The 21,283-nt window shown below is 68.1% G+C and carries 22 protein-coding genes; 7 read left to right on the top strand and 15 right to left on the bottom strand.

The window, feature by feature from the left end; translation table 11 throughout:
* Nucleotides 1-11 precede the first annotated feature (11 nt).
* The 6 genes from ACFYRH_RS22190 to ACFYRH_RS22165 form a co-directional block, all read right to left on the bottom strand.
* A complete protein-coding gene (locus ACFYRH_RS22190; protein ID WP_387778177.1) occupies nt 12-365 on the bottom strand; it encodes a response regulator transcription factor in 354 nt (117 codons plus the stop codon).
* 49 nt (nt 366-414) lie between these two features.
* On the bottom strand, nt 415-1,809 hold the full coding sequence (locus ACFYRH_RS22185; protein WP_387778174.1) for a CHASE3 domain-containing protein: 1,395 nt from the start codon (nt 1,807-1,809) through the stop codon (nt 415-417).
* Nucleotides 1,809-2,462, bottom strand: coding sequence for a response regulator (locus ACFYRH_RS22180; protein ID WP_387778171.1), 654 nt, complete (start codon nt 2,460-2,462; stop codon nt 1,809-1,811). The genes ACFYRH_RS22185 and ACFYRH_RS22180 overlap by 1 nt, the downstream gene beginning before the upstream one ends.
* Before the next feature lie 62 nt (nt 2,463-2,524).
* Nucleotides 2,525-3,457, bottom strand: coding sequence for a hypothetical protein (locus ACFYRH_RS22175; protein WP_387778168.1), 933 nt, complete (start codon nt 3,455-3,457; stop codon nt 2,525-2,527).
* Nucleotides 3,458-3,497: 40 nt separating this feature from the next.
* Nucleotides 3,498-4,586, bottom strand: coding sequence for an alpha/beta hydrolase family protein (locus ACFYRH_RS22170; RefSeq protein WP_387778165.1), 1,089 nt, complete (start codon nt 4,584-4,586; stop codon nt 3,498-3,500).
* Nucleotides 4,587-4,679: 93 nt separating this feature from the next.
* On the bottom strand, nt 4,680-5,612 hold the full coding sequence (locus ACFYRH_RS22165; RefSeq protein ID WP_387778162.1) for a hypothetical protein: 933 nt from the start codon (nt 5,610-5,612) through the stop codon (nt 4,680-4,682).
* Nucleotides 5,613-5,779: 167 nt separating this feature from the next.
* On the opposite strand from ACFYRH_RS22165, the gene pafA reads away from it, so the two are divergent.
* On the top strand, nt 5,780-7,141 hold the full coding sequence (pafA, locus tag ACFYRH_RS22160) for a Pup--protein ligase (RefSeq protein WP_344202029.1): 1,362 nt from the start codon (nt 5,780-5,782) through the stop codon (nt 7,139-7,141).
* A gap of 128 nt (nt 7,142-7,269) precedes the next feature.
* Here pafA and ACFYRH_RS22155 read toward each other — a convergent pair whose 3' ends face one another.
* From ACFYRH_RS22155 to ACFYRH_RS22130, 6 genes are all read right to left on the bottom strand, one after another.
* Nucleotides 7,270-7,482, bottom strand: coding sequence for a hypothetical protein (locus tag ACFYRH_RS22155; protein WP_387778159.1), 213 nt, complete (start codon nt 7,480-7,482; stop codon nt 7,270-7,272).
* A 9-nt stretch (nt 7,483-7,491) separates the two neighbouring features.
* Nucleotides 7,492-8,508, bottom strand: coding sequence for an ABC transporter ATP-binding protein (locus ACFYRH_RS22150; protein ID WP_387778156.1), 1,017 nt, complete (start codon nt 8,506-8,508; stop codon nt 7,492-7,494).
* Nucleotides 8,505-9,518 carry an ABC transporter ATP-binding protein gene (locus ACFYRH_RS22145; RefSeq protein ID WP_387778153.1) on the bottom strand — a complete coding sequence of 338 codons (1,014 nt, stop codon included), beginning with the start codon at nt 9,516-9,518 and terminating at the stop codon, nt 8,505-8,507. Before ACFYRH_RS22145 ends, ACFYRH_RS22150 begins: the two co-directional genes overlap by 4 nt.
* Nucleotides 9,519-9,523: 5 nt before the next feature.
* Nucleotides 9,524-10,375, bottom strand: coding sequence for an ABC transporter permease (locus ACFYRH_RS22140; RefSeq protein WP_387778150.1), 852 nt, complete (start codon nt 10,373-10,375; stop codon nt 9,524-9,526).
* Nucleotides 10,372-11,439 carry an ABC transporter permease gene (locus tag ACFYRH_RS22135; protein WP_387778147.1) on the bottom strand — a complete coding sequence of 356 codons (1,068 nt, stop codon included), beginning with the start codon at nt 11,437-11,439 and terminating at the stop codon, nt 10,372-10,374. The genes ACFYRH_RS22140 and ACFYRH_RS22135 overlap by 4 nt, the downstream gene beginning before the upstream one ends.
* A gap of 71 nt (nt 11,440-11,510) precedes the next feature.
* Nucleotides 11,511-13,397: an ABC transporter substrate-binding protein gene (locus tag ACFYRH_RS22130; protein WP_387778144.1), complete on the bottom strand. Its 1,887-nt coding sequence runs from the start codon at nt 13,395-13,397 to the stop codon at nt 11,511-11,513.
* Between the two features lie 306 nt (nt 13,398-13,703).
* Between ACFYRH_RS22130 and ACFYRH_RS22125 the strand changes: the two genes are divergently transcribed.
* Nucleotides 13,704-14,672 carry an FKBP-type peptidyl-prolyl cis-trans isomerase gene (locus ACFYRH_RS22125; protein WP_387778141.1) on the top strand — a complete coding sequence of 323 codons (969 nt, stop codon included), beginning with the start codon at nt 13,704-13,706 and terminating at the stop codon, nt 14,670-14,672.
* Nucleotides 14,673-14,747: 75 nt separating this feature from the next.
* Here ACFYRH_RS22125 and ACFYRH_RS22120 read toward each other — a convergent pair whose 3' ends face one another.
* Complete coding sequence (locus tag ACFYRH_RS22120) at nt 14,748-15,245, bottom strand: hypothetical protein (RefSeq protein WP_387778138.1); 498 nt, start codon at nt 15,243-15,245, stop codon at nt 14,748-14,750.
* A 77-nt stretch (nt 15,246-15,322) separates the two neighbouring features.
* Nucleotides 15,323-16,405: a DUF3866 family protein gene (locus ACFYRH_RS22115; protein WP_387778135.1), complete on the bottom strand. Its 1,083-nt coding sequence runs from the start codon at nt 16,403-16,405 to the stop codon at nt 15,323-15,325.
* A gap of 161 nt (nt 16,406-16,566) precedes the next feature.
* Between ACFYRH_RS22115 and ACFYRH_RS22110 the strand changes: the two genes are divergently transcribed.
* On the top strand, nt 16,567-17,520 hold the full coding sequence (locus tag ACFYRH_RS22110) for a helix-turn-helix transcriptional regulator (RefSeq protein ID WP_387778132.1): 954 nt from the start codon (nt 16,567-16,569) through the stop codon (nt 17,518-17,520).
* Nucleotides 17,521-17,541: 21 nt separating this feature from the next.
* Nucleotides 17,542-18,528: a helix-turn-helix transcriptional regulator gene (locus tag ACFYRH_RS22105; RefSeq protein ID WP_387778129.1), complete on the top strand. Its 987-nt coding sequence runs from the start codon at nt 17,542-17,544 to the stop codon at nt 18,526-18,528.
* Here ACFYRH_RS22105 and ACFYRH_RS22100 read toward each other — a convergent pair.
* Nucleotides 18,515-19,705, bottom strand: a complete 1,191-nt coding sequence (locus ACFYRH_RS22100; protein WP_387778126.1) for a winged helix DNA-binding domain-containing protein — start codon at nt 19,703-19,705, stop codon at nt 18,515-18,517. The two genes, ACFYRH_RS22105 and ACFYRH_RS22100, sit on opposite strands and share 14 nt — an antisense overlap.
* 173 nt (nt 19,706-19,878) lie before the next feature.
* On the opposite strand from ACFYRH_RS22100, the gene ACFYRH_RS22095 reads away from it, so the two are divergent.
* The 3 genes from ACFYRH_RS22095 (at nt 19,879) to tatC (ending at nt 21,283) form a co-directional block, all read left to right on the top strand.
* Nucleotides 19,879-20,070, top strand: a complete 192-nt coding sequence (locus tag ACFYRH_RS22095; RefSeq protein ID WP_387778123.1) for a hypothetical protein — start codon at nt 19,879-19,881, stop codon at nt 20,068-20,070.
* Nucleotides 20,071-20,142: 72 nt separating this feature from the next.
* A complete protein-coding gene (locus ACFYRH_RS22090; RefSeq protein WP_387778120.1) occupies nt 20,143-20,442 on the top strand; it encodes a twin-arginine translocase TatA/TatE family subunit in 300 nt (99 codons plus the stop codon).
* A 22-nt stretch (nt 20,443-20,464) separates the two neighbouring features.
* Nucleotides 20,465-21,283, top strand: coding sequence for a twin-arginine translocase subunit TatC (tatC, locus tag ACFYRH_RS22085; protein ID WP_387778117.1), 819 nt, complete (start codon nt 20,465-20,467; stop codon nt 21,281-21,283).

Raw genomic sequence — 21,283 nt, 5'->3', positions numbered from 1 at the left:
CAGCGTCCGGATCAGTGGGCGTCGAGTAATCGGCGGATCGCCCCGGCGGACAGGCTCGTCTTCGCGACGAACCCGATCGCCGGGCTGGCCGCGATCAGGTCCGCGTAGTCCTGCTCGGCGTGCCCTGAGATCAGGATCATCGGCGCCGTCGCGCCGGCCGCGTGCAACCGGGTGATGAGTTCGAACCCGCTCTCGCCGCCGAGGTCGATGTCGACCAGGACGACGTCCGGCCGCGACTGGGCGATCAGGACGGTGGCCTCGGCCGTGGTGCTCGCCGTACCCACCACTGTGACGCCCTCGCGCACCAGCAGTCCACGCGCCGCGTTCAGGAAGGGCCGGCTGTCGTCGACGATCACGCACCGCATGGAACAAGCATCGCAGCGCCGACCTACGGTGGCATTCCTGCTGCCTGTACTACGCCGTGATCGGCAACGTGGCGGACAGCGTAGTCCCTTGTCCGTAAGGGCTTTCGACGGTCAGCCTTCCGCCGAGCGCGGCGATCCGGTCGTCCAGACCGACGAGTCCCGACCCCTTGGACAACACGGCGCCGCCCGTGCCGTCGTCGCGAACCGACAGCAGCAACTGGTTGTCCACGAGCCGGACGTGCACCACCACGACGGACGCGTCAGCGTGCTTGGCCGCGTTCGTGAGCGCTTCGGACACGACGTAGTACGCGGCCGCCTCGATCGGCGCCGGGAGCCGGGTGCCGACCTCGACCGTGACCTCGACGGGGATCGTCGAGCGGCGCGCGAGCATCCGGACCGCGGGGCCGATCCCGCCCTGGCTCAGGATCGCCGGATGGATGCCGCGGGCAATCTCCCGCAGTTCGTCGAGGGCCGTCGACAGGCCTTTGGCGACCTCGTCGAGTTCCGCGGCCTGCCCGTTCGGGCTGTCGGCCTGGATCGCCCGGACGTCGAGGCTCAGCGAGACCAGGCGTTGCTGGATGCCGTCGTGCAGATCCCGCTCGATCCGCCGCCGGGTCTCGTCCGAGGAGCGGACGATGCGAGCCCGGGAGGCGGCCAGGTCGGCGTTCGCCGCGCCGAGCGACGTCGCCATCGTGTTGAAGGTCCGTTCCAGCGTGTGGATCTCGCCGACGCCGGTCTCGGGCACCCGCACCGCGAGGTCGCCGGCCGCGAGCCGGTTCGCCATCTCCGCGGTCACCCGGACCGGCCGCACGATCGCCCGGGTCAGGTACACCGCGAATCCGAGGATCAGGACGATCGACCCCGCGAGCCCGGTGATCGCGGCGACGGCGGCCCGGTCGGCGCTCGCGTCGGAGCGCTGCTGCTCGGTCGCGGACAACTGCTGCTCCGAGCTGATCAGCGTGTCGAGCACCGAGCGGATCGCGGTCATCCGCCGCGTGCCTTCCACCGTGGCCGCCTCGGTCCGCGCCGAGTCCGGATCCTGCTGCGCGGTCTCGATCTGCGGCAACGAGTAGTCCTGCAGGTACGACCTGATGCTCCGGTCGACCTGTCGCACCCGGGCAGCCTCGGCAGAGCTGGTGGACACCAGTTGCTCCAGCGCCGCGGTTTGCGAGGGCAGAGCTGCCGCTGCCTGTTCCCACGGCTGCAAGAACCGCTGCTGACCGGTGATGACGAAGTCTCGTTGCCCAGTCGCCAGATCGGTCACCAGACGCTCCACCTGATGCGCACCGGTCAGTACGGCGGAGGTGTGCCGCGCCTGCTGCTCTGATGCCCGCAGTCCCTGGACGGAGATCAGCAGCACCACGAAACCGGAGGCGACCAGCACCATCAGCAACCCGCTCGCGATCACCACCCGCCGAGCGACTCCGCCGATCAGACCGGACATCATCGGTCGCCCAGATACCTCAGGACGGCCAGGACGCGGCGGTGGTCGTCGTCGGCTTCCGGCAGGTCGAGCTTGGTCAGAATGCTGCGGACGTGCTTCTCGACCGTTCCCTCGGTGACCCAGAGCCGACGGGCCACGCCGGCATTCGAGCGCCCCTGCGCGACCAGTTCGAGAACCTCGCGCTCCCGCTCGCTCAGCACGGCCAGCGGATCGTTGCGGTGCCTTGAGTCGACCAGCTCCTGCACCACTGCCGGATCGACCACCGAACCGCCGCGGGCAACCCGGCGCAGGCTCTCCAGGAACTCGTCGACGTCCGTGACCCGGCTCTTCAACAGATAGCCCACGCCGTGCCCGGCCGCCATCAACTGCAGGGCATGCTCGACCTCCACATGCGCGGACAGCAGTACGACGGCCGTCTCGGGATGCTCCCGCCGAATGACGTCGGCCGCGTCCAGTCCTTCGGTCGCGTGCTCTGGTGGCATCCGGATGTCGACGATCACCAGGTCGGGCCCCTGCCCCTCGACCAACTCCAGGAGCTCGGCGCCGTCCCCCGCCGTACCGAGCACGGCGAATCCCGACCGCTCGAGCAGACTGGCAAGCCCCTCCCGCAGCAGCACGTCATCGTCCGCAATCGCAACCCGCGTCCGGCTCACGTCCACCCCTTGATCGCCTGGTGACTCCAGTGTGTCACCGGAGATTCACCAGGCAATCGAAGTCACTCGCCGTACAGCTTCGGTGCTGTTGGGGTGCTGCCGTAATAGCGGAAGTAGTTGTCGTCGGGGAAGGCGGCGAAGGTCTGGCCGACCTGGCCGAGGCCCTTGATGACTGTTGCGGTGCCGTTGGCGTGGCCGACGGCGTACAGGTAGGCGGTGCGGACGTCTTTGTCGATGCCGATCAACAGAGTGCTCTGGCTGCCGCAGCGGTCGGCGATCAGTACGTCGAACGACTGCCAGGTCGACGTGCGGACCCTCTTCACCACCGGAGTGCCACTCACCGGGATCCGGATCGTGTAGAGCGCCCCACCGCGCGTGTTGGCGAGGAAGCTGTCGTACGTCGGCGTCTGGCTGATCAGAGTCATCGTCTTCACCGACGAGAACCCGGCGTACGTCGCCTTGTTGCGCCAGAGCCTCCCGTCGACGGTCCAGCGGTTGATGACGCCGTCGTGCAACGCGTAGGTGTTGGTGCGCGTGCGACCGGCGGTGTCGGAGTACCGCGACTCCTCGAGGTACGTGTAGGCGAGCCCCCAGCCGCCGCCGAGTTTCCACTGCTTGAACGAGTCGCGGTCGAAGGCGCCGGTGCTCTGGTCTACGTCGTACTCGTAGCCGTAGAGATCGCTGCCGAGTGTCACGTATCCGCCGCGCTTCACGCCGGACGGAGGATCCGGCTCGAACCGGAGCGAGCTGGCCAGCTTCACTCGGTCGCCCGGGAACAGACCGGTCGGCCCGACGGTCGGCGTCGCGGCTGTCACCGGCGACGTGGCAGTAATGCGTTGGAACTTGTGGTCACCCGGGCCGGCCACGAAGGACCCGAGCGTCGTCCCACAGACTGCCGTAGTGGAGCCGGCGGCCGCTTGGGCCTGAACCGGTACCACCGTGCCAGCCAGCAAACCCGCGCCGAGCACAGCCGCCGCGGTCCGCTTGATGTTCATGCACCCTCCAGGGGGTTGTCGTCATCCAGCTCGATGCCGACTACGCCCAAAAGGTTTGGAAGAACGACCGGACGAGCTTCCGTACCGCGTCGGCCGCGCAGGACCTGCTGCCGACCAGCTTGGCGCGCTGTGCCGCAGTCATCAGACCCGCGGCCTGCAGCTGCGCCGCGAAGGCCGCGTAATCGGTCCAGATCCAGTGGTTCGCGTTCGAGAGCTGCACGCGCCGCACTGGTCCACCCTGTGACATCACAGCCGACCAGGTGCGGTCGAAACGGGCGTCCCGGAACCCGTCGGTTCCTGCCAGCAGCAACGGTTTGCGAGCGATCGGATAGAGCTCCCCGTCCAGCGAGTCCAAGTAGCCCTCCAGATTGAGCGCGGCCCGCACACGTGGGTGCTGCAGAGATACTGCAGCAGTTGCACCACCGGCTGAGTGGCCGTAGACGCCGACCCGTCGCAGGTCGATCGGAGCGTCCAGCGCCGACAGGTGGTCGAGGACGAAGTGCAGGTCGGCGAAACGCGTGTTCATCATGACCTTCGACTGCACTGGGTCGGTTTGCACGTCCGGCGTGATCTCGATGACGCGCAGCCGGCCGTCCGGGAACACGACCTCGCTTGCCTCACCGGGGTGGTCGACCGTGATGACGACGTACCCGTGGCTGGCCAGGTCCTCGGCGATCGAGGTGCCAATGGTGCGAGGGTCGGCGCCGCCCGGGCTGTAGAGCAGCGTGGGGCGCCGTCCGGGGAGGGCCGGCGCATCGACGTACGCGTGGGTCTGGGTGGCTGCCCAGTTCACTCCGCTGGTCGGGAGCTCCGGGTGGAGCAGTCCGGCGTCCAGGCCCTTGAAGATCTCAGCAGCGGGCGGTGCGAGTTGGGGAGCGCGCTGATAGCCGCGTACGACGGTTGCGGGGTAGAAGACCGTCAGTGCGAGCTCCCGGGTCGCCGCGCCGTTCCAGGGGTCGGTGCGACTCGGGTCGGTCAGCGAATGGGTCGTCGTACCGACAGGCCAGGGGCCGGTCGGGCGCGGAAGGCGGAGCGTCAGCTCGGTGGTTACCGCGGAGGCGGTCTGGAGCGGGATGGCGCCGGCCAAGGTGGAGGCGGCGGTGGCGGTGAGGAACGTTCGTCGTCTCATGTCGCCGACGCTGTCAGGTGACCTGCGGCGGGTCAGCTGACAGGTGCGGATCTCCACCCGGAGTTACGGCCCCGGGTGGAGATCCAGTGGACGTCAGGCGCCGGTGAGGACGGTGCCCGCGTTGTAGAAGCGGAAGTACGAGTCAGCGGCCGGGAAGGTGGTCGGGACCTTGCCGAGGCCCTTGATCACCGTGGCGGCGCCGTTGGCGTGACCGACGGCGTACAGGTAGCCCGTGCCGGTGCCCTTGTCGATGCCGAGCAGCAGCGTGCCGTAGTTGCCGCACTTCTCGGCGATCAGCGTGTCGAAGCTCTGCCAGGTCGAGGTGCGGATCTTCGTCACCACCGGCTTCCCGGAGCCGGTCGGCACCTGGACGGTGTACAGAGCGCCACCGTTCGTGGTGGCCAGGAAGGTGTCGTACGCGCGTCCCTGACCGATCAGCGTCATCGTCTTGACGGCGCCGAAGCCACCGAACGTCGTGTAGTACTTCCAGCCGCTCGCCGTGACCGTCCAGCGAGCGATCAGTCCGTCGGTGAACTGGTTGATCAACGAGTAGACGTTGGAGCGGTTCACCCCCGAGGCGGAGTACCGGCTCAGCTCGACGTACTTGTGCAACTCGTCCCAGCCGCCGCCGATCAGGGTCTGCGTGACCGTGCCCGGCACGGCCTCCGTACCCGTGCCGTCGGTGATGTAGCTGGTGCCGTACATCCGGGTACCGATCGCGACCAGCCCGGTGCGCTCCTCACCGGCCGGTACGACGAGTTCGGTGCGGACTGCGGTCGGTAGGTGTGCCTGACCGTCCGGGTACAGGTCCTTCGGGCCGACCTGGCGAGCACCGGCGGACGGTGTCGCGGTGATCGTCTGACTGGTGTGGTCGCCGCTCGGAGTGACCGAGCCGAGGCGCAGTGCGCACGCCGCGGTCTGGGCCTGCGGACTGGCCGGAGTGGCGTCGGCGGATGCCGTGACCAGGGCACTCGTGGTGAGCGCTCCGATCGCGATCGCGCCGAGTGCGCGCCGGTACTTCGTCATCTGGATTTCGCCCTTCGTCGCGGGTTCGGAGGCGCGTGCCTCCGAGGAATCGATGCGGGCGGACACCCGATTGTTGCGGCTCGCAGGTGCATCAAAGGGGTAACGCCGGGATGCGGCGCGCCTGAGATATGGCCCGCTTGTCGGAAGTGCGCCGTACTGTGGGTGGTGTGAACCGGCGAATCTTCGGTCTGGAGAACGAGTACGGCGTCACCTGTACGTTCCGCGGGCAGCGGCGACTGACCCCGGACGAGGTGGCCCGGTACCTCTTTCGGCGAGTCGTGTCCTGGGGGCGGAGCAGCAACGTGTTCCTCCGCAACGGGGCCCGGCTCTACCTCGACGTGGGCTCCCACCCGGAGTACGCGACCGGCGAGTGCGACTCGGTCACCGACCTGATCGCGCACGACAAGGCCGGTGAGCGGATCCTCGAGGGACTTCTGGTCGACGCGCAGAAGCGGCTGCACGACGAGGGCATCTTCGGCGACGTCTACCTGTTCAAGAACAACACCGACTCGGCCGGCAACAGCTACGGCTGCCACGAGAACTACCTGGTCTCACGGCACGGCGACTTCGCCAAGCTCGCCGACGTGCTGATCCCGTTCCTGGTCACCCGGCAGCTGATCTGCGGCGCCGGCAAGGTGCTGCAGACGCCGCGCGGCGCGGTCTACTCGGTCAGCCAGCGCGCCGAGCACATCTGGGAAGGCGTGTCGTCCGCGACCACCCGGTCCCGGCCGATCATCAACACCCGCGACGAGCCGCACGCGGACGCCGAGCGGTTCCGCCGCCTGCACGTGATCGTCGGCGACTCGAACATGTCCGAGACCACCATGCTGCTCAAGGTGGCCAGCACCGACCTGGTGCTGCGGATGATCGAGGCCGGCATCGTGATGCGCGACCTGACCCTGGACAACCCGATCCGGGCGATCCGCGAGATCAGCCACGACATGACCGGCCGCCGCGAGGTCCGGCTGGCGAACGGCCGCGAGGCGTCGGCGCTGGACATCCAGACGGAGTACCTGACCAAGGCCCGCGACTTCGTCGACCGCCGCGAGCTGGGGACGCCGGCCGTCGAGCGGGCGCTGTCGCTGTGGGAGCGGACACTGAAGGCGATCGAGTCCGGCGACCTGTCCGGGATCGAGCGCGAGATCGACTGGGTGATCAAGTACCGGCTGATCGAGCGCTACCGGTCGCAGAACAACCTCGGGCTCGCGAGCCCGCGGGTCGCGCAGCTCGACCTGGCGTACCACGACATCCACCGGCCTCGCGGGTTGTACTACCTGCTCGAGCGCAAGGGCGCGGTCACCCGAGTCGTCGACGACCTGCGGGTCTTCGAGGCCAAGTCGGTGCCGCCGCAGACCACGCGGGCGCGGCTGCGCGGTGAGTTCATCAAGCGCGCTCAGGAGCGCCGCCGCGACTTCACCGTGGACTGGGTGCACCTGAAGCTGAACGACCAGGCCCAGCGCACGGTCCTCTGCAAAGACCCCTTCAAGTCCCACGACGAAAGAGTCGAAAAGCTCATCGCGAGCATGTGAAGGGAAAGACGGGGTGCGGGGGCGCCCACGACGAACGCGTCGAGAAACTGATCGCGAGCATGTGAGCCGAGCGCCCGGTACGGCGAACAGCCGGCCGGGCGCTCCCGCCGACGGCGACGGGCAGGACGTCACTCGTCGCCGTCGCGCTTCCGGCCGGGCTGTTCGTCGGGCGCGAACTTGATCCCGAGCGCGGCGGTGAGGATCAGCGCCAGGCAGGCGATGATGGCGAAGTTGTCACCCATCATCGCCTGCGGGGTCTGAATCGCCGGCCGGATCAGCAACGACATGATCAGCAGACCGATGCCGATCCGCAGCAGGACCCTGGCTGCCGTTCTCGTCATGGTCGAACCCTACGACCGCGCCGGTTGCGGGCTCGCCTCGTCGTCGGCGAGGTGCTTCAGCGGTGGGATTTCCTCGTGGAAGAAGCAGGCGGTCCGGTGCCCCGCCCCGATGTCCTCGAGCGGCGGAGTCTCCGTGCGGCAGACGTCCTGGGCCAGCGGACACCGGTTGGAGAACACGCAGCCCTTCGTCGCCGGCTCGCCGGTCAGACGCTCGGAGCCGCCGCCCTCGGCGTCGCGCTTGCGGACCAGGACCGGGTCCGGGACGGGGATCGCCTGGAGCAGCATGTGCGTGTACGGGTGGCTGGGGGCCTTGATCAGCTCCTCGACCGGGCCTTCTTCGACGATGTGGCCGTAGAACATGACCGCGATGCGCCCGCCCTGCGCGAAGTACCGGACGACCCCGAAGTCGTGGCTGATGAACACGAAGCCGATGCCACGCTCGCGCTGGAACGAGAGCAGCAGGTCGAGGATCGCGACGCGCATCGACACGTCCAGCATGCTGGTCACCTCGTCGGCGACGATCAGCTTCGGCTGCAGACTGATGGCCCGGGCGATCGACACCCGCTGTCGCTGGCCACCCGACAGCTGGTGCGGGTAGCGCTGCAGGAACGCCGGCGTGGCGTCCAGTCCGACCTGCTGCAACAGCTCGATCATCTCGGCCTGGACGGTACGGCGGTTCGCCAGCTTGTGCCGCAGAAGGCCGGGCGCCAACGTACTGCCGATGGTCAGTCCCGGGTTCAGCGAACCGTACGGATCCTGGTGCACCATCTGCACGCGACGCCGCCAGTCCGTGCGCTGCTTGCCCTTCAGGCCCGCGATGTCGCTGCCTTCGAAGGAGATGCTGCCGCTGCTGGGTTCGTGCAGTCCGGCGATCAGCCGGCCCAGCGTGGTCTTGCCGCAGCCGGACTCGCCCACCAGGGCCACGATCTCGCCTTCGCCGGTGGACAGATCGACATTGTGCAGCACCGGCTTGCCGGTGCCGGTGTCGTAGGTGTGCGTCACGTTCCGCACGTCGAGCAGGCTCATGCCTTCGACACCTCCATCGGTACGATCTCGCGGTTCGCGACGTGGCAGGCCACGAGGTGGCCGCCTCCGTCGCCGAGCAGTGGGGGCTCGGTCTGCCGGCAGAGGTCCTCCACCGACCTGCATCTCGGAGCGAACCGGCACCCGGCCGGCAGGTCGGCGAGATTCGGCACCGCGCCGCCGATCGGCCGCACCGTGAGGCCGGCGTCCAGCACGCTCGGGATCGCGTTGATCAGCGCCTCGACGTACGGATGGCGGCGTTCGGCCTTGAAGATCTCCTCGACCGTTCCGGTCTCGACCAGACGCCCCGCGTACATCACCGCGACCCGGGTGGCCACCTCGGCGACGACCGCGAGATCGTGCGTGACGAAGACGATCGTCACCCCGAGGTCACGATGGAGATCCTTGAGGATGTCGATCACCAGGCGCTGGTTGAGCACGTCCAGGGCTGTGGTCGGCTCGTCGAGGATCACCACGGACGGCTTCAGCAGCAAGGCGACGGCGATCGCCACGCGTTGCTTCATCCCGCCGGACAGCTGGCTCTCGAACGCCTTCCAGATCCGCTTCGGAGGCAGCTGGACGAGCTCGAGCAGGTGCTCGAAGTGTTCGCGGCCCGCCTTGAGGTCGGGGAACACCTCGGGATGTGCCTGCAGGATGTGGTCCACCTGCGCGCCGATGGTCACGACCGGGTTGAACGCGTTCATCGCGCCCTGGAAGACCATCGCGAGTTCGGCACCGCGCAGGGCGTTGAGCTCGCGCTTCGACATCGCGACCATGCCACGGCCGCGGAACCTGATGTCGCCGCCGATCACCCGGCCGGGCTGCGGCACGATCTGCATCATCGAGTACGCCAGGGTGGACTTGCCGCAGCCGGACTCACCGACCAAGGCGTAGATCTCGCCGGCGGCGACCGAGAGGCTGACGTTCTCGACGGCGCGCACCGAGCCGGCGCCGTCGCCGAAGGCGACCGTCAGGTCGTCGATCTCGAGCAGGGTCTGGTCATCGGTGTGCATGCTGTTCACTGGACACGCAGCCTCGGGTTGAACACGCTGTCAAGCGCTCGGGAGAAGAACACGAAGGCAACCTGCAAGATGACGATCGCGGCCATCGGGGAGAACAGGTAGAACGCGCTGTCGGTGGTGTACAACGCCCCTTGGGCCATCGCCAGGTTGATCATGATGCCCCAGTTGTTGCCGCTGATCGGAGCGATGCCGAGCAGGAACAGACCCACCGATGCGTAGATGGCCCCGGTGATGGCCAGCAGGAAGTGGATCGCGACGTACGGCCCGACGTTCGGCAGCAGTTGCCGCCCGACCATATTGGCGAGCGAGACGCCTTGCAGCTTGGCGGCTTCGACGAACTCCCTGCTGCGCAGACTCATCGCCTGGGACCGGATCGCCCGGGCCAGCCCGGCCCAGGCGGTGATCGACAGGATGAAGGCCAGCACGACCGGGTTGGTCGTGTTGATCACGCTGGCGAGCACGATGATCAGCGGCAGGCCGGGGATGGTCAGGAAGATGTCGGTGATACGCATGATGACCGTGTCGGCCACTCCGCCGACGTAGCCGGTCAGCAGGCCGATCGCCACGCCGATGAAGACCGTGATCACCGCGGACAGCACGCCGACGATCATGATCGGCCGGGTGCCCACGATGATCTGGGACAGCACCCCCTGACCGAGCGAGTCGGTGCCGAGCGGGTGCTCCCACGACGGCGCCAGGTACGCCTGGCTCGCGTCCTGCTCGTTGCCCACCTCGACGAAGATCGGGCCGAAGATCGCCGCCAGGCAGTAGATCAGCACGATCGCGCCGCCGATCAGGGCACCCTTGTCGTGGCGCAGGATCCGCCACAGGTCGCTGAGAAATCTCATGCCATCGAACCTCCTGCCGGCAGCACTTCCTGATCGGCGTCGGCGGGCTGGTCGGTGGCGCGGGCACGCGCGGCCGGATTCGCGATCCGCGGGTCGACCAGGGGGTAGAGCAGGTCGACGAGGAGATTGGTGATGATCACCGACACGGTGATCAGCACGAAGCAGCCCATCATCAGCGAGTAGTCGCGCTGGCCGACCGACTGGATCATGTAGAACCCGATGCCCGGGTACTGGAAGTAGGTCTCGATGAACACCGAACCGCCGAACATGAAGCCCACGGACAGGGCCAGCTGGGTCACCATCGGCAGCATCGAGTTGCGTCCGACGTAGGACTGGGTGATCCGGCGATCGCTCAGTCCGCGGGACTCGGCCGCCCGGACGTACTCCGCGCCGAGCACCGAGACCGCGCTGCCCTTCATGCCCAGAGCCCAGCCGCCGAACGATGTGATCACCGACGCCGCGATCGGCAGGATGGCGTGGTAAAGCACGCTGATGATGTACGGGCCGTTGAACCCTGGCGTGACGTCGACGCTGTACGCGCCACCGGACGGGAACACCTGATAGACGCTGGTCAGGACGTAGAGCAGCGCGATCGCGACCAGATAGCTCGGGACGGCGCTCAGGAACGAGACGACGAAGGTCATCGCCTGGGAGAACCGGCTGTTCTGGAAGGCGGCCATCACCGCCCCGACCGCGATGCCGATCAGGAAGCTGATGATCAGCGACACCGCCACCACCATGATCGTCCAGGGCAGAGCCTCGGCGATCACCGCCACCACCGTGGTCCCCGGATTGGTGATCGGGCGGCCGAGGTCGCCGCGGACCGCGCCCCACACGTACCGGAGGTACTGCTCCCAGACCGGAGCGTTCGGCGTCACGCTGTAGATGGCGTTGATCCGTTGCTGGATCTCGACCTCGCTCAGGCCGCCCTGCATCCGCAACTGGGATTCCAGCGCCGCCATCGGGTTGCCCGGCATCAGCCGGATCATGAAGAACGACAAGGAGATGACGATGTAGATGATCAGCAGCGACATCGCCAGACGTTTCAGGACGTAGGAAACCATCAGCGCCTTCCGGGGGTCGGGGCAGTGCCGATCGGCACCCGCGGGCGGGGTGCCGATCGGACCGTGAAGGACTACTTGGGAGTGATGTAGCCCTGCTGCATCGCCAGCGAGAGGCCGCCGTTCATGTCCGCGCTGATGATGTCCCAGAGTTCACTGGACTTGTTGTCGCCCAGCGGCGGCCAGTTCGTGAACTCCTTGGTGGAGAACGGGAACTGGTAGACCTTGGTCGCGTACCAGATGTAGGGCACCTCTTCGTTGACCATTTGCGCCCAGTTCCAGACCTGCTTGTTCATCTCCTCGCCCGGTTCGACGGTGCGCGCCTGCTGGTCGATGGTGCTGACCACGTCGACCTCACCGAGACCGGGAACGTTCTTCTTCGGACCGAATCCGATCCCGCGCTTGCCGGCGTAGTTGCCCAGCCGGGTGAAGTTGTAGCCGGGGCCGAGCAGCGAGTTGTACATCGCGATCGGGTTGCTGCCACCGACGAACGCCATGCCGGCCTGGAAGTCACCGTTGTGCTGGTCGGCGTCCTGCTGCGCCCCCGAGGTCGCGTTCACCTCGGACTTGATCCCGAACGCGGTCAGTGCCTTGGCCGCGGAGTTGAACGAGGTGACGATGTCGGTGGTCTCGGCGTTGGCGGTGAAGGTGAGCGTGAACGGCTTGCCGTCCGGCTTGATCCACTGATCGCCCTTCTTGGTGAAGCCCTCGCCCTGCAGCAGGGTGGTCGCCTTGGCCAGGTCGACCGGGTACTTGTTCAGCTTCTCGAGCTGCTCGGGCTTGAGGTAGATCTTCTCGAGCGTCGGCGAGATGCCCGTGTTGATTTCCTTCCAGGTACCACCGGCCGCCTCGTCGGTGCCGTACGCCGCCTCGCTGATCTGCTGTCGCGGGATCACGTACGCGAGCGCCTGGCGGACCGCCTTGGAGTCGAGCGGCTTCTGGTTGCTGTTGAAGACGATGGTGAAGCCGAAGCCGAGCGGAAGAGCCGTGTTGGACTCGGGGGTTGTCTTCCAGCGGTTCAGGATCGGCGGCGGCATGTAGACGTTGGACAGGTGCACGTTGCCGCTGAACAACTGCGGGTAGACGGTCTGCGTGGCCCCGTTCAGGTACTGGATACCGGCGAACTTGATCTTGTCCGCGTCCCAGAAGTCGGTCCACTTGACCAGCTTGGCTTCTTTGGTGGTGATGTTCTCCAGCCGGAACGGCCCGTTGCCGATCAACTTGTCGACCTTCAGCTGGGCCAGGTTCTTGAACGCGTCGCCCATCCGCTTGAACTCCGGCAGCTTCGCGGCCTGCTCCGGATTCTGCTGCAGCGTGCGGAAGTACTTGACCACGTCCTGCTTCAGTCCGTCGGTGACGAGCTTGCCGTACACGCTGGACGGGTACGGACGGATCGAGTTCAGGATGTCCAGCTTCGCCAGGGACTCCGGCTGGCCTGGTTTGAGGGTGAAAGCGACCGTCTTCTCGTCCACGACGTCGACGCCGGTGATGTCGCTCCAGAACCCGTCACCGCGCAGCCCGTCCAGGATGGCGGTGTCGTGCAGGTCCTTGCTCGTCAGCGGGGTGCCGTCCTGCCACTTCGCGTCGTCGCGCAGGTGGACGTTGAGCTTGCCGTTCTCGACGGCCCACTTGTCGGCCAGCTGCGGAATGAACTCGGTCAGGCTCGGCGACTTCACGATCGCCAGGCGCATCGAGATGAAGTCGTTCTGGATGCCGAGCTGGTTCACGTTGTACGGGTTGTAGGACCACGTCGTACCCCAGCTGCAGCAGGGGAAGAACGTGAGGAACTTGCTGGAGTCGCCTGCCGCGGCGGTGCCGCCGGCATCCTTGCCGGAGTTCCCGGCGGGGCTTCCGCCACCCGCCGTGCCGGCGGTGCAGGCCACCAAGGTGACCATCAGGAAGGCCGACACCAGAACGAGCAAGCGCTTTCCAGTACGACGGATCACGGGCGGCAAAATCATTGTCGATCCTCTCGACGGGGGCGGGCGTCGGGTCCTGATCTTGTCGAGATTGAGCGGTTTAGTAAAGAGGATGGGGAAACGAAGTTGTTCGCGAAACGGACACGTTTGTTCGAGCAACTGCCATCCCGGTCGCTGATGGTGACGCCGGCAGGTCGGCCGGACCGCGGCCGTCGACGGTGTGTGGCGTGACGGAACAGTGATGCGGGCGGCCGGCTCGGTGGTTGATCCCGCAGGCTAGGGTGGGCGCGTCGTTGACCGAGGCGAGCGGCGCTGACTGGCGCCGAGATGGTTCGAGGTGCTGGTTTCGTGCGCAAGTTGTTGAGTCTGGTCGTCGTTGCGACGCTGGGGGCGTCACTCGTGGCCTGTGGCTCCGGAAAGGACGAGTTCGGGGCCGGCGGGATCAAGGTGACCTCGGACTTCGGGCAGAAGCCGACCGTCACGCACCGCGAAGGTGATCCCGAGAAGCAGCTGGTGACCGAGGTCCTCAAGGAGGGCGACGGTCCCGAGGTGAAGAAGGGCGAGCTGCTCACCGCGAACTACCTCGGCCAGATCTGGCGCGACGGCAAGGTCTTCGACAACTCCTACGACCGCGGCGCGCCGTCGTCGTTCCCGATCGGTGTCGGCAGCGTCATTGGCGGCTGGGACGAGGGCCTGGTCGGCAAGAAGATCGGCAGCCGCGTGCTGCTGTCGGTCCCGGCCGACAAGGGCTACAAGGAGACCGGCAACGAGCAGGCCGGCATCAAGGGTGACGACACGCTGATCTTCGTCGTCGACCTGGTCGGCGAGGCCGGCAACGACACCCCGCTGGACGCGAACCCGGTGACCCCGTCGACGCCGACCAAGATCTCCGTCACCGGCGCCCTGAACGCGGAGCCGAAGGTGACGGTCGCGGCCGGCACCAAACCGCCGGCGAAGCCCGGCAAGCCGATCGTGTTCGCGCTCGGCAAGGGCAAGCCGATCGAGAAGGGCAGCCAGCTGATCGGCCGCTACGTCGTCTACGACTACACCGGCAAGAAGCAGGCGAGCACCTGGGACGCGCAGCCCGCCACCCAGCAGAGCCCCGCGCAGCCCGCGGCCCCGACCGACCAGCTCCAGGTCGGCCCCGGCCCCACCGGCCAGACCGGTGCGCTGGACGGCCTCGCCGGCATCCCGGTCGGCAGCCGCGTCCTGGTCGAGCTTCCGGCCTCCAAGGACCAGGCCGGCAAGACGGTCAACGCCTTCGCCGTCATCGACATCCTGAACGCCTTCCCGGCCCCGAAGCAGACCGGCCAGTAAGACAGTACAGTTCAGTAAGACCGTTCGTCCCGAAGGACCGGTTCTCCCAGCCCGGGAGGCCGGTCCTTCGGCGTTTCAGTGGGTGCGGCGGACCGGGCGGCGGCTGAACCAGCGGTTCGCGTCCGGGTGGAAGCTGAGCGCGATGGCGCTGACGACAGCGGTGACGTGGGCGCAGCGGATCGCGGCGAAGGCGATGAACGAGGCGGACCAGTCCAGGGTGCCGAAGTCGCCGTTGTGCCAGAGCCAGCCGATCGGGCCGATCAGCAGGGACGCGATGCCGACCGTGCCGAGCAGGCCGGTGAGCAGCCAGCGGGACCAGCGCACACCGGGGCGGAAGTACCGGTCGATGACGACGAACAGACCGCCGTACACGATCGCGCGGAAGGCGAGCTGGACGAGCAGGCCGACGACCGACGGACCGTCGCCGAGCGCTCCGAGGACGCCGAGGACGGACTCGGCGACACCGGCACCGACCGCTGTGAACCACAGGGTGGTCGCGCCGCGGACGGCCAGTGGGGGCTGCGGCCGGGCGACGTCGTGAATCGTGAGCTCGCGGTGCTTGGTGCTGTTCATACCACCCACTGTGGCGGCGCGGCCGTGTTCGATCAGGAGTGCTGCGACCCCGACGCAGGTGGGCCTGGATCCACCGTTCAGGCGCGTGGCGGCACGTCCACCAGCCCTGCGGCGTGCCGCCCGGCAGCCGCGGCGGCCTCGAAGTACGCGCGGTCCTCGTCGAGTCCGCGGCCCATCGTGGAGAGCTTGACGGGGGCGTCCCGCATCGCGTCGTACAGCCCGTCGACGCCGACCCGCACCACCCGGTGACGTGCCTTCAACGGCTCGGCCGCGTCGCGTACGGCGTCACCGAAATCACCAGGCAGATCCGGTACGACGACATCCGCCGGCTGCAGCGCCACTCGCCCGTACGCGGTCAGGCTGTGGTGCGAGATACCGCGGTGGCGCGGTCGCGGGTCGGCCTCGGAGATCCGGAGCGACGCGACGGCTCGGCCGCCCAGTGTGCCGATTGCGTTGACGGCCTCGCCGGACTGCACGCCGGAGAAGCCCCAGCGCGTTCCAGTGCCCAGATTGCCCGGACCTTGCGTGATGACGACCAACTCGGCGGACTGGACCTGCACAGCGGTCAGCAGACCGGTGTGGACGGTCACCGCCTCCTTGTCGCCGCCGTACGCCTGTCCAACAGTCACCGTGCCGCTGAGCCAGCCGGCGTCCCGCAGCGTTGCCACGTTGCGCGAGAACGCCAGCGGGAGCGCCCCGCCGTCCGTCATCACGTAAACGACCCGCGTGGTCGGCCGGGCCTCGTATACGCCCGCCAGCACCGCCGGGAGGGCAGAGTGCAGATCCGCGACGACTACCGGCGTACCGAAGAGGTCGTCCGCGTCACGGAGTACGTCGTGGTCGGGGGAGTCCTGTTCGTCGGCACCCATCACCATCGCCTGCAGCGGCGTGTACCGCGCCTTCACCAGGTGCCCGTGCTCCGGCGGGTCCTCCGGCAGCCGATCGGGTACGGCGACCACGAGCGCGTACCCGCCGGTCCCGAGACCGCGGTCCAGCGCGCCGACGTTCAGCAGCACCCGGTCACCCGCCACCGGCGTCCCGACGAGGTCCGGGTACGCCAACGCCCGTACAGACTGTTCCCCGACCGTGACTGTCAGTTCGACAGCCCCGGCCCAGCTGCGCCCGACCCCAGTCACCACACCATCACGCCACCGAATCACAGCCAGAGATTAGGGCATGACCCCCAACCCCACGCCTACTGCGCCGAGCACGTGCTCGCTACGGCGTGGGGTTGGGGGTCATGCCCACGGGTCGAACCGGTGTTCGAAGTTTCGGTGTGGAAAGGCGGGTTTTGGCCGCCTCGAGGCCGTAAGGTGGTCGGGTGTCGGCGCGGAAGAGTGAGCGACTGCTCAATGTGGTCATCTGCCTCCTGGTCGCGCGCACCTACGTGACCAAGGAGCGGATCCGCGAGGTCGTCGAGGGGTACGCGGGCCAGACCGACGACGCCTTCGAGAAGATGTTCGAGCGGGACAAGGACGAGCTGCGCGACCTCGGCATCCCCATCGAGATGGGCACCATCGACAAGTTCTTCTCCGACGAGGTCGGCTACCGGATTCGTCGCGACGTCTTCGAGCTCCCCGAGGTCCACCTGGAGCCCGACGAGGCCGCCGTGCTCGGTGTGGCCGCGCGGGTCTGGCAGCACGCCGGGCTGTCCGAGGCGACCACGTCGGCGGTGCTGAAGCTGAAGGCGGCCGGCATCCAGACGGACCAGTCCGCCCTGAGCGCCATCGAGCCGCACGTCGGCGCCTCGGAGCCGTCCTTCGACCCGCTCTGGGCCGCTGTGGTCGCGCGACAGGCAGTGCGCTTCCAGCACCTGCGGAGTGGTGCGTCAGAGCCCACCACGCGGACTCTGGAGCCCTGGGGCATCGTCTCCTGGCACGGCCGCTGGTATGTCGTCGGTCGGGACAGGGACCGTCAGGCGACCCGCATGTTCCGGCTGTCGCGGATCGGCGGCGCCGTGAAAACGGTGGGGGAGCCTGGCGCGTTCACCGTGCCGGAGGGGACCGACCTGCGGTCGCTGGTGACCGAGCTCGCACCGCCGCGTCCGACGTCCGAGGCGAAGGTGCGGGCGCGGACCGGCTCGTGTGTGAGCCTGCGCCGGCGCGCGAACGCCATCGAGCCGTACGAGGACGGCTGGGACCTGCTGCACGTCCCGTACGCCGATTCCTCGGTGCTGGCCGAGGAGATCGCGTCGTACGGACCGGATGCGGTGGTCGAAGGGCCTGGGGACGTGCTGGACGGCGTTCTGTGGCGGTTGCGGACGGTGGCGGGATGAAGGAGCGAAGCGAGGACGCGCATGAGTAACGCGCGTGATCAGGTGCAGCGGCTGCTGGCGCTGGTGCCGTATCTGCGGGAGAACGACGGTGCCCGGGTCGACGATGTCGCGAAGGAGTTCGGCGTCCGGCCGCGGCAGATCATCGCGGACCTGAAGGTGCTGTGGTTCTGCGGCCTGCCCGGCGCGCAGATGGGCGATCTGATCGAGATCGACATCGAGGCGGCCGAGGGCGACGGCGTCATCCACATCAACAACGCGGACTACCTGGCCCGCCCGCTGCGGCTGGCCGCCGCGGAGGCGCTCGCGCTGCTGACCGCGCTGCGGACGCTGCGCGAGGTGACCGCCGGCCCGGACCGCGACGCGGTCGACCGGGCGATCGCCAAGCTGGAGTGTGCGGCCGGTGAGGCGGCCGCGGCCAGTGAGGGTGCGGCGGCGCACGTCCACGTCGAGCCCGCGGCGCCGGAGATCGCGGCGATCGTCAACCGCGGACTGGCGGCGAAGCAGCGGTTGCACCTGACGTACGACGTACCCTCGCGGGACGAGACCACCGAGCGGGACGTTGACCCGATGCGCCTGGTCGTCTCCGAGGGCCGCACGTACCTCGAGGCGTGGTGCCGGCTGGCCGAGGACGTGCGGCTGTTCCGCCTGGACCGCATCGCGGCCGTCAAGCTGCTGGACCTGCCCAGCGAGCCGCCACCCGAGGCAACGCCCCGCGACCTGTCGAACGGCATGTTCCAGCCGTCCGAGCAGGACCTCCTGGCCACCCTCCAGCTGGCGCCTCCGGCCCGCTGGGTCGCCGAGTACTACCCGAACGAGTCCGTCGAGGAAGGCCCCGACAACTCGCTCATCGTCAAGCTCCGGGTGGCCGACACCGCCTGGCTGCAACGGCTCGTCCTCCGCCTGGGTGGCACCGCGACGGTCCTGGATCCGCCCGACCTCAGCACTCAGATCGCCGCCACGGCCCGCGAGGCGCTCTCGGCGTACGACGACCAGCTCAGCCCTGGCTGAGCAGCTTCTCGAGCGGGGAGCGGAAGCGGGGCGTGACGCGGACGCCCGCCAGCCAAGCGGTCCAGCGCTCGGCTTCGGCCTCGATCATCGCGGTGATGTCGGAGCCGACGTCTTCCAGCAGCTGAAATCGGACCTCACCGGACTCGGGCTGGCCCCAGCCGCCGATGATCTGGCCGTTGGACCAGATGGTGGGGCCGACGTTGCCGGTGGTGTCGAACAGCTTCGACTTGTGCGGGCCGAGGTACCAATCACGGTCCTTCCAGCCCATCGGAGTCGGGTCCAGGCCGGGGAGGAACGCCACCCACGGATCCACCGGGACCTCGGGCGCCTCGTCCCCGGGCAGCACGTAGCCGATCTGGCCGTCCAGGTCCACGGCGACGGCCTCCACCGCTGCCAGCGCCTTCTTCGTCTGCCCGAGCGTCCAACCGGCCCACCACTGCAGATCGGCCGCAGTGCCCGGCCCGAACGACGTCAGCCAGGCCCGCGCCAGCAGCTCCCGAGCCTCCTCGGCGGCGGGCTTGTCGGCGGGGCCGTCAGGCAACCAGTCCGCCGCGGGCGACCACTGGTGCTGACCGCTCAGCCACGTCCCGAGCGGCCTTCCGCGCACGATGCGGCCCTCGGCGGACAGCTGGAACAACACGCGACTCGTCACGTACGGCTGAGCGGCGTACGACTTGCCGGTCGCCATGTTCAACCGTGTCCGCAGCCGGGGCTCGTCGGCGGACAGCTCCTGCGCCGTCGCCGACCCACGCAGCGCCAGCGCGGTCGCTGTCGACTCCTCGACCGCGGCGAGCCAGCGCCCGCAGCCGTCCGCGTCCTCGGCCACCCCTGCCTCGCCGAGATGCTTGACCAGCAACTTCCGCTGCTTCACCGCGATGTCGTCCGTGCACGCCGCCTGCACGACCGGCGCGAACGGCGTCGGTACGACGAACACGGTCCGCCGCATGCCCAGCATCCGGATCAGCGACCGATCGTCGTACAGTGCACGCTCCGTGCCCGCGACGTCACTCCCCGGAACGCGGGCGGCAACGCTGAGATGCACGGTGGCCGGATCGGTGGCGTGCAACGCGACCATCGCCGCGGCCGCCTCGACCGGGTCCGCCGCCTGGCAGCCCGCTGCGAGCCGGTGCCGCCGCCCGAGCCGCGTACGCCGCTCCTCGATCCCGATCCGCACCATCAACGACCCTCGTCTCGCTCGGAAAAGCACCCGGACCACGCTCGGAACAGCTCATCACGCGTGGGTTCACCCCTGCGGGACACTCGGTTTTACCATCACGTTCCGACACCGTTGTCCACCGAGACCCACCGCGGGACGTGGGTCCCGGGCCGGATCGGGTTAGGCTCCTGGGTATGTACTGGTTCCTGCTCTTCCTCGCGGTGGTGGCGGTGTGGCTCCTGGTCCTCGCCCTGCTCGGGCTGAAGCTGTGGGGCCAGGGCAAGGCACTGACGCGTGAGTTGGTCGCCGCCCAGTCCAAGCTGGAGGCAGCGCAGTCCTCGGCCGGGTCCGGACAGACCCGCGGGGACGGCTGGAACCCGGCGTAGTATTCGGCCACGAACTCAGGCTCGAGCCCCGAGTTTGATGTTGGCAGTGTTTGATGGGAAAGGGAGATCGACATGGCAGCACCGCTCCTCGGTATGCCCCAAGGCGCAGAGTGGCTCGTCATTCTCGCGATCGTCGTGCTGCTGTTCGGTTCGGCCAAGCTGCCGGCGCTGGTGAAGCAGCTCGGCAAGTCGAAGAAGATCTGGGAAGAGGAGGTCGGCCCGCGCAAGAAGGACGGTGAGCTGACCGAGAACGCCTCGCAGCCCCCGGCGCAGCAGGCGGCCCCGCAGGCCCAGCAGGCCCAGCCGCAGGCGAACCAGGTGAACGGCCAGGCGCCGGGCGACGGCCTGCCGCCGACGCACACGGCCAACTGAGCCGAACGCCGCACTCGTGTCAATGGTGAAGTTCGGGCGGCGGAAGGAGAAGAAGGACCGCCACCCGAAGGACCCAGAGGGTCGGATGACCCTGCGCGAGCACATCGTCGAGCTCCGGAACCGGCTGCTCATCGGTGTGCTCGCGATCGTGGTGTGCACGGTGATCGGCTGGATCTTCTACAACGACGCGTTCAAGTTCCTGACCCAGCCGTTCCACACCAGCGTCGGTGACATCGCCCGGGAACAGGGCAAGGAGCCGATCCTGACGTTCCCCGGTGTCGGTGACGCGCTGACGTTCCGGATCAAGATCTCCGCGTTGTTCGGTCTGGTGCTGGCCAGTCCGGTGTGGCTGTACCAGCTCTGGGCGTTCGTCGCGCCCGGTCTGCACCGCAACGAGCGCAAGTGGGCCTACATCTTCTCCGGGATCGCGGCACCGCTGTTCGCGACCGGTATGGCGGTCGCGTACTGGACGCTGCCGAAGGGCATCGCGATCCTGATCAGCTTCACGCCGCTCGACATCCAGAACCTGATCGAGCTGCCGACGTACCTGGACTTCGTGATCCGGACGATGCTGGTGTTCGGTGTCGCGTTCCTGATACCGCTGGTCGTCGTGCTGCTGAACATGGTCGGCGTGGTGCCGGCGGCCGCGCTCGGGAAGTTCCGGCCGTACATCATCCTGGTCATCTTCGTGTTCGCGGCCGTCGCGACCCCGTCGGGTGACCCGTTCACGATGTGTCTGCTGGCGATCCCGATGTGTCTGCTGTTCTTCGCGGCCGAGATCATCTCGCGGATCAACGACAAGCGCCGCGCCTCCCGCTCCGAGGAACTGCTGGCGGACTGA

The sequence above is a fragment of the Kribbella sp. NPDC004875 genome, assembly GCF_042873375.1.
Classification (GTDB): domain Bacteria; phylum Actinomycetota; class Actinomycetes; order Propionibacteriales; family Kribbellaceae; genus Kribbella.
The sequence above is the reverse complement of the archived record's forward strand: the minus strand, read 5'-3'. Positions and strand labels throughout refer to the sequence as shown.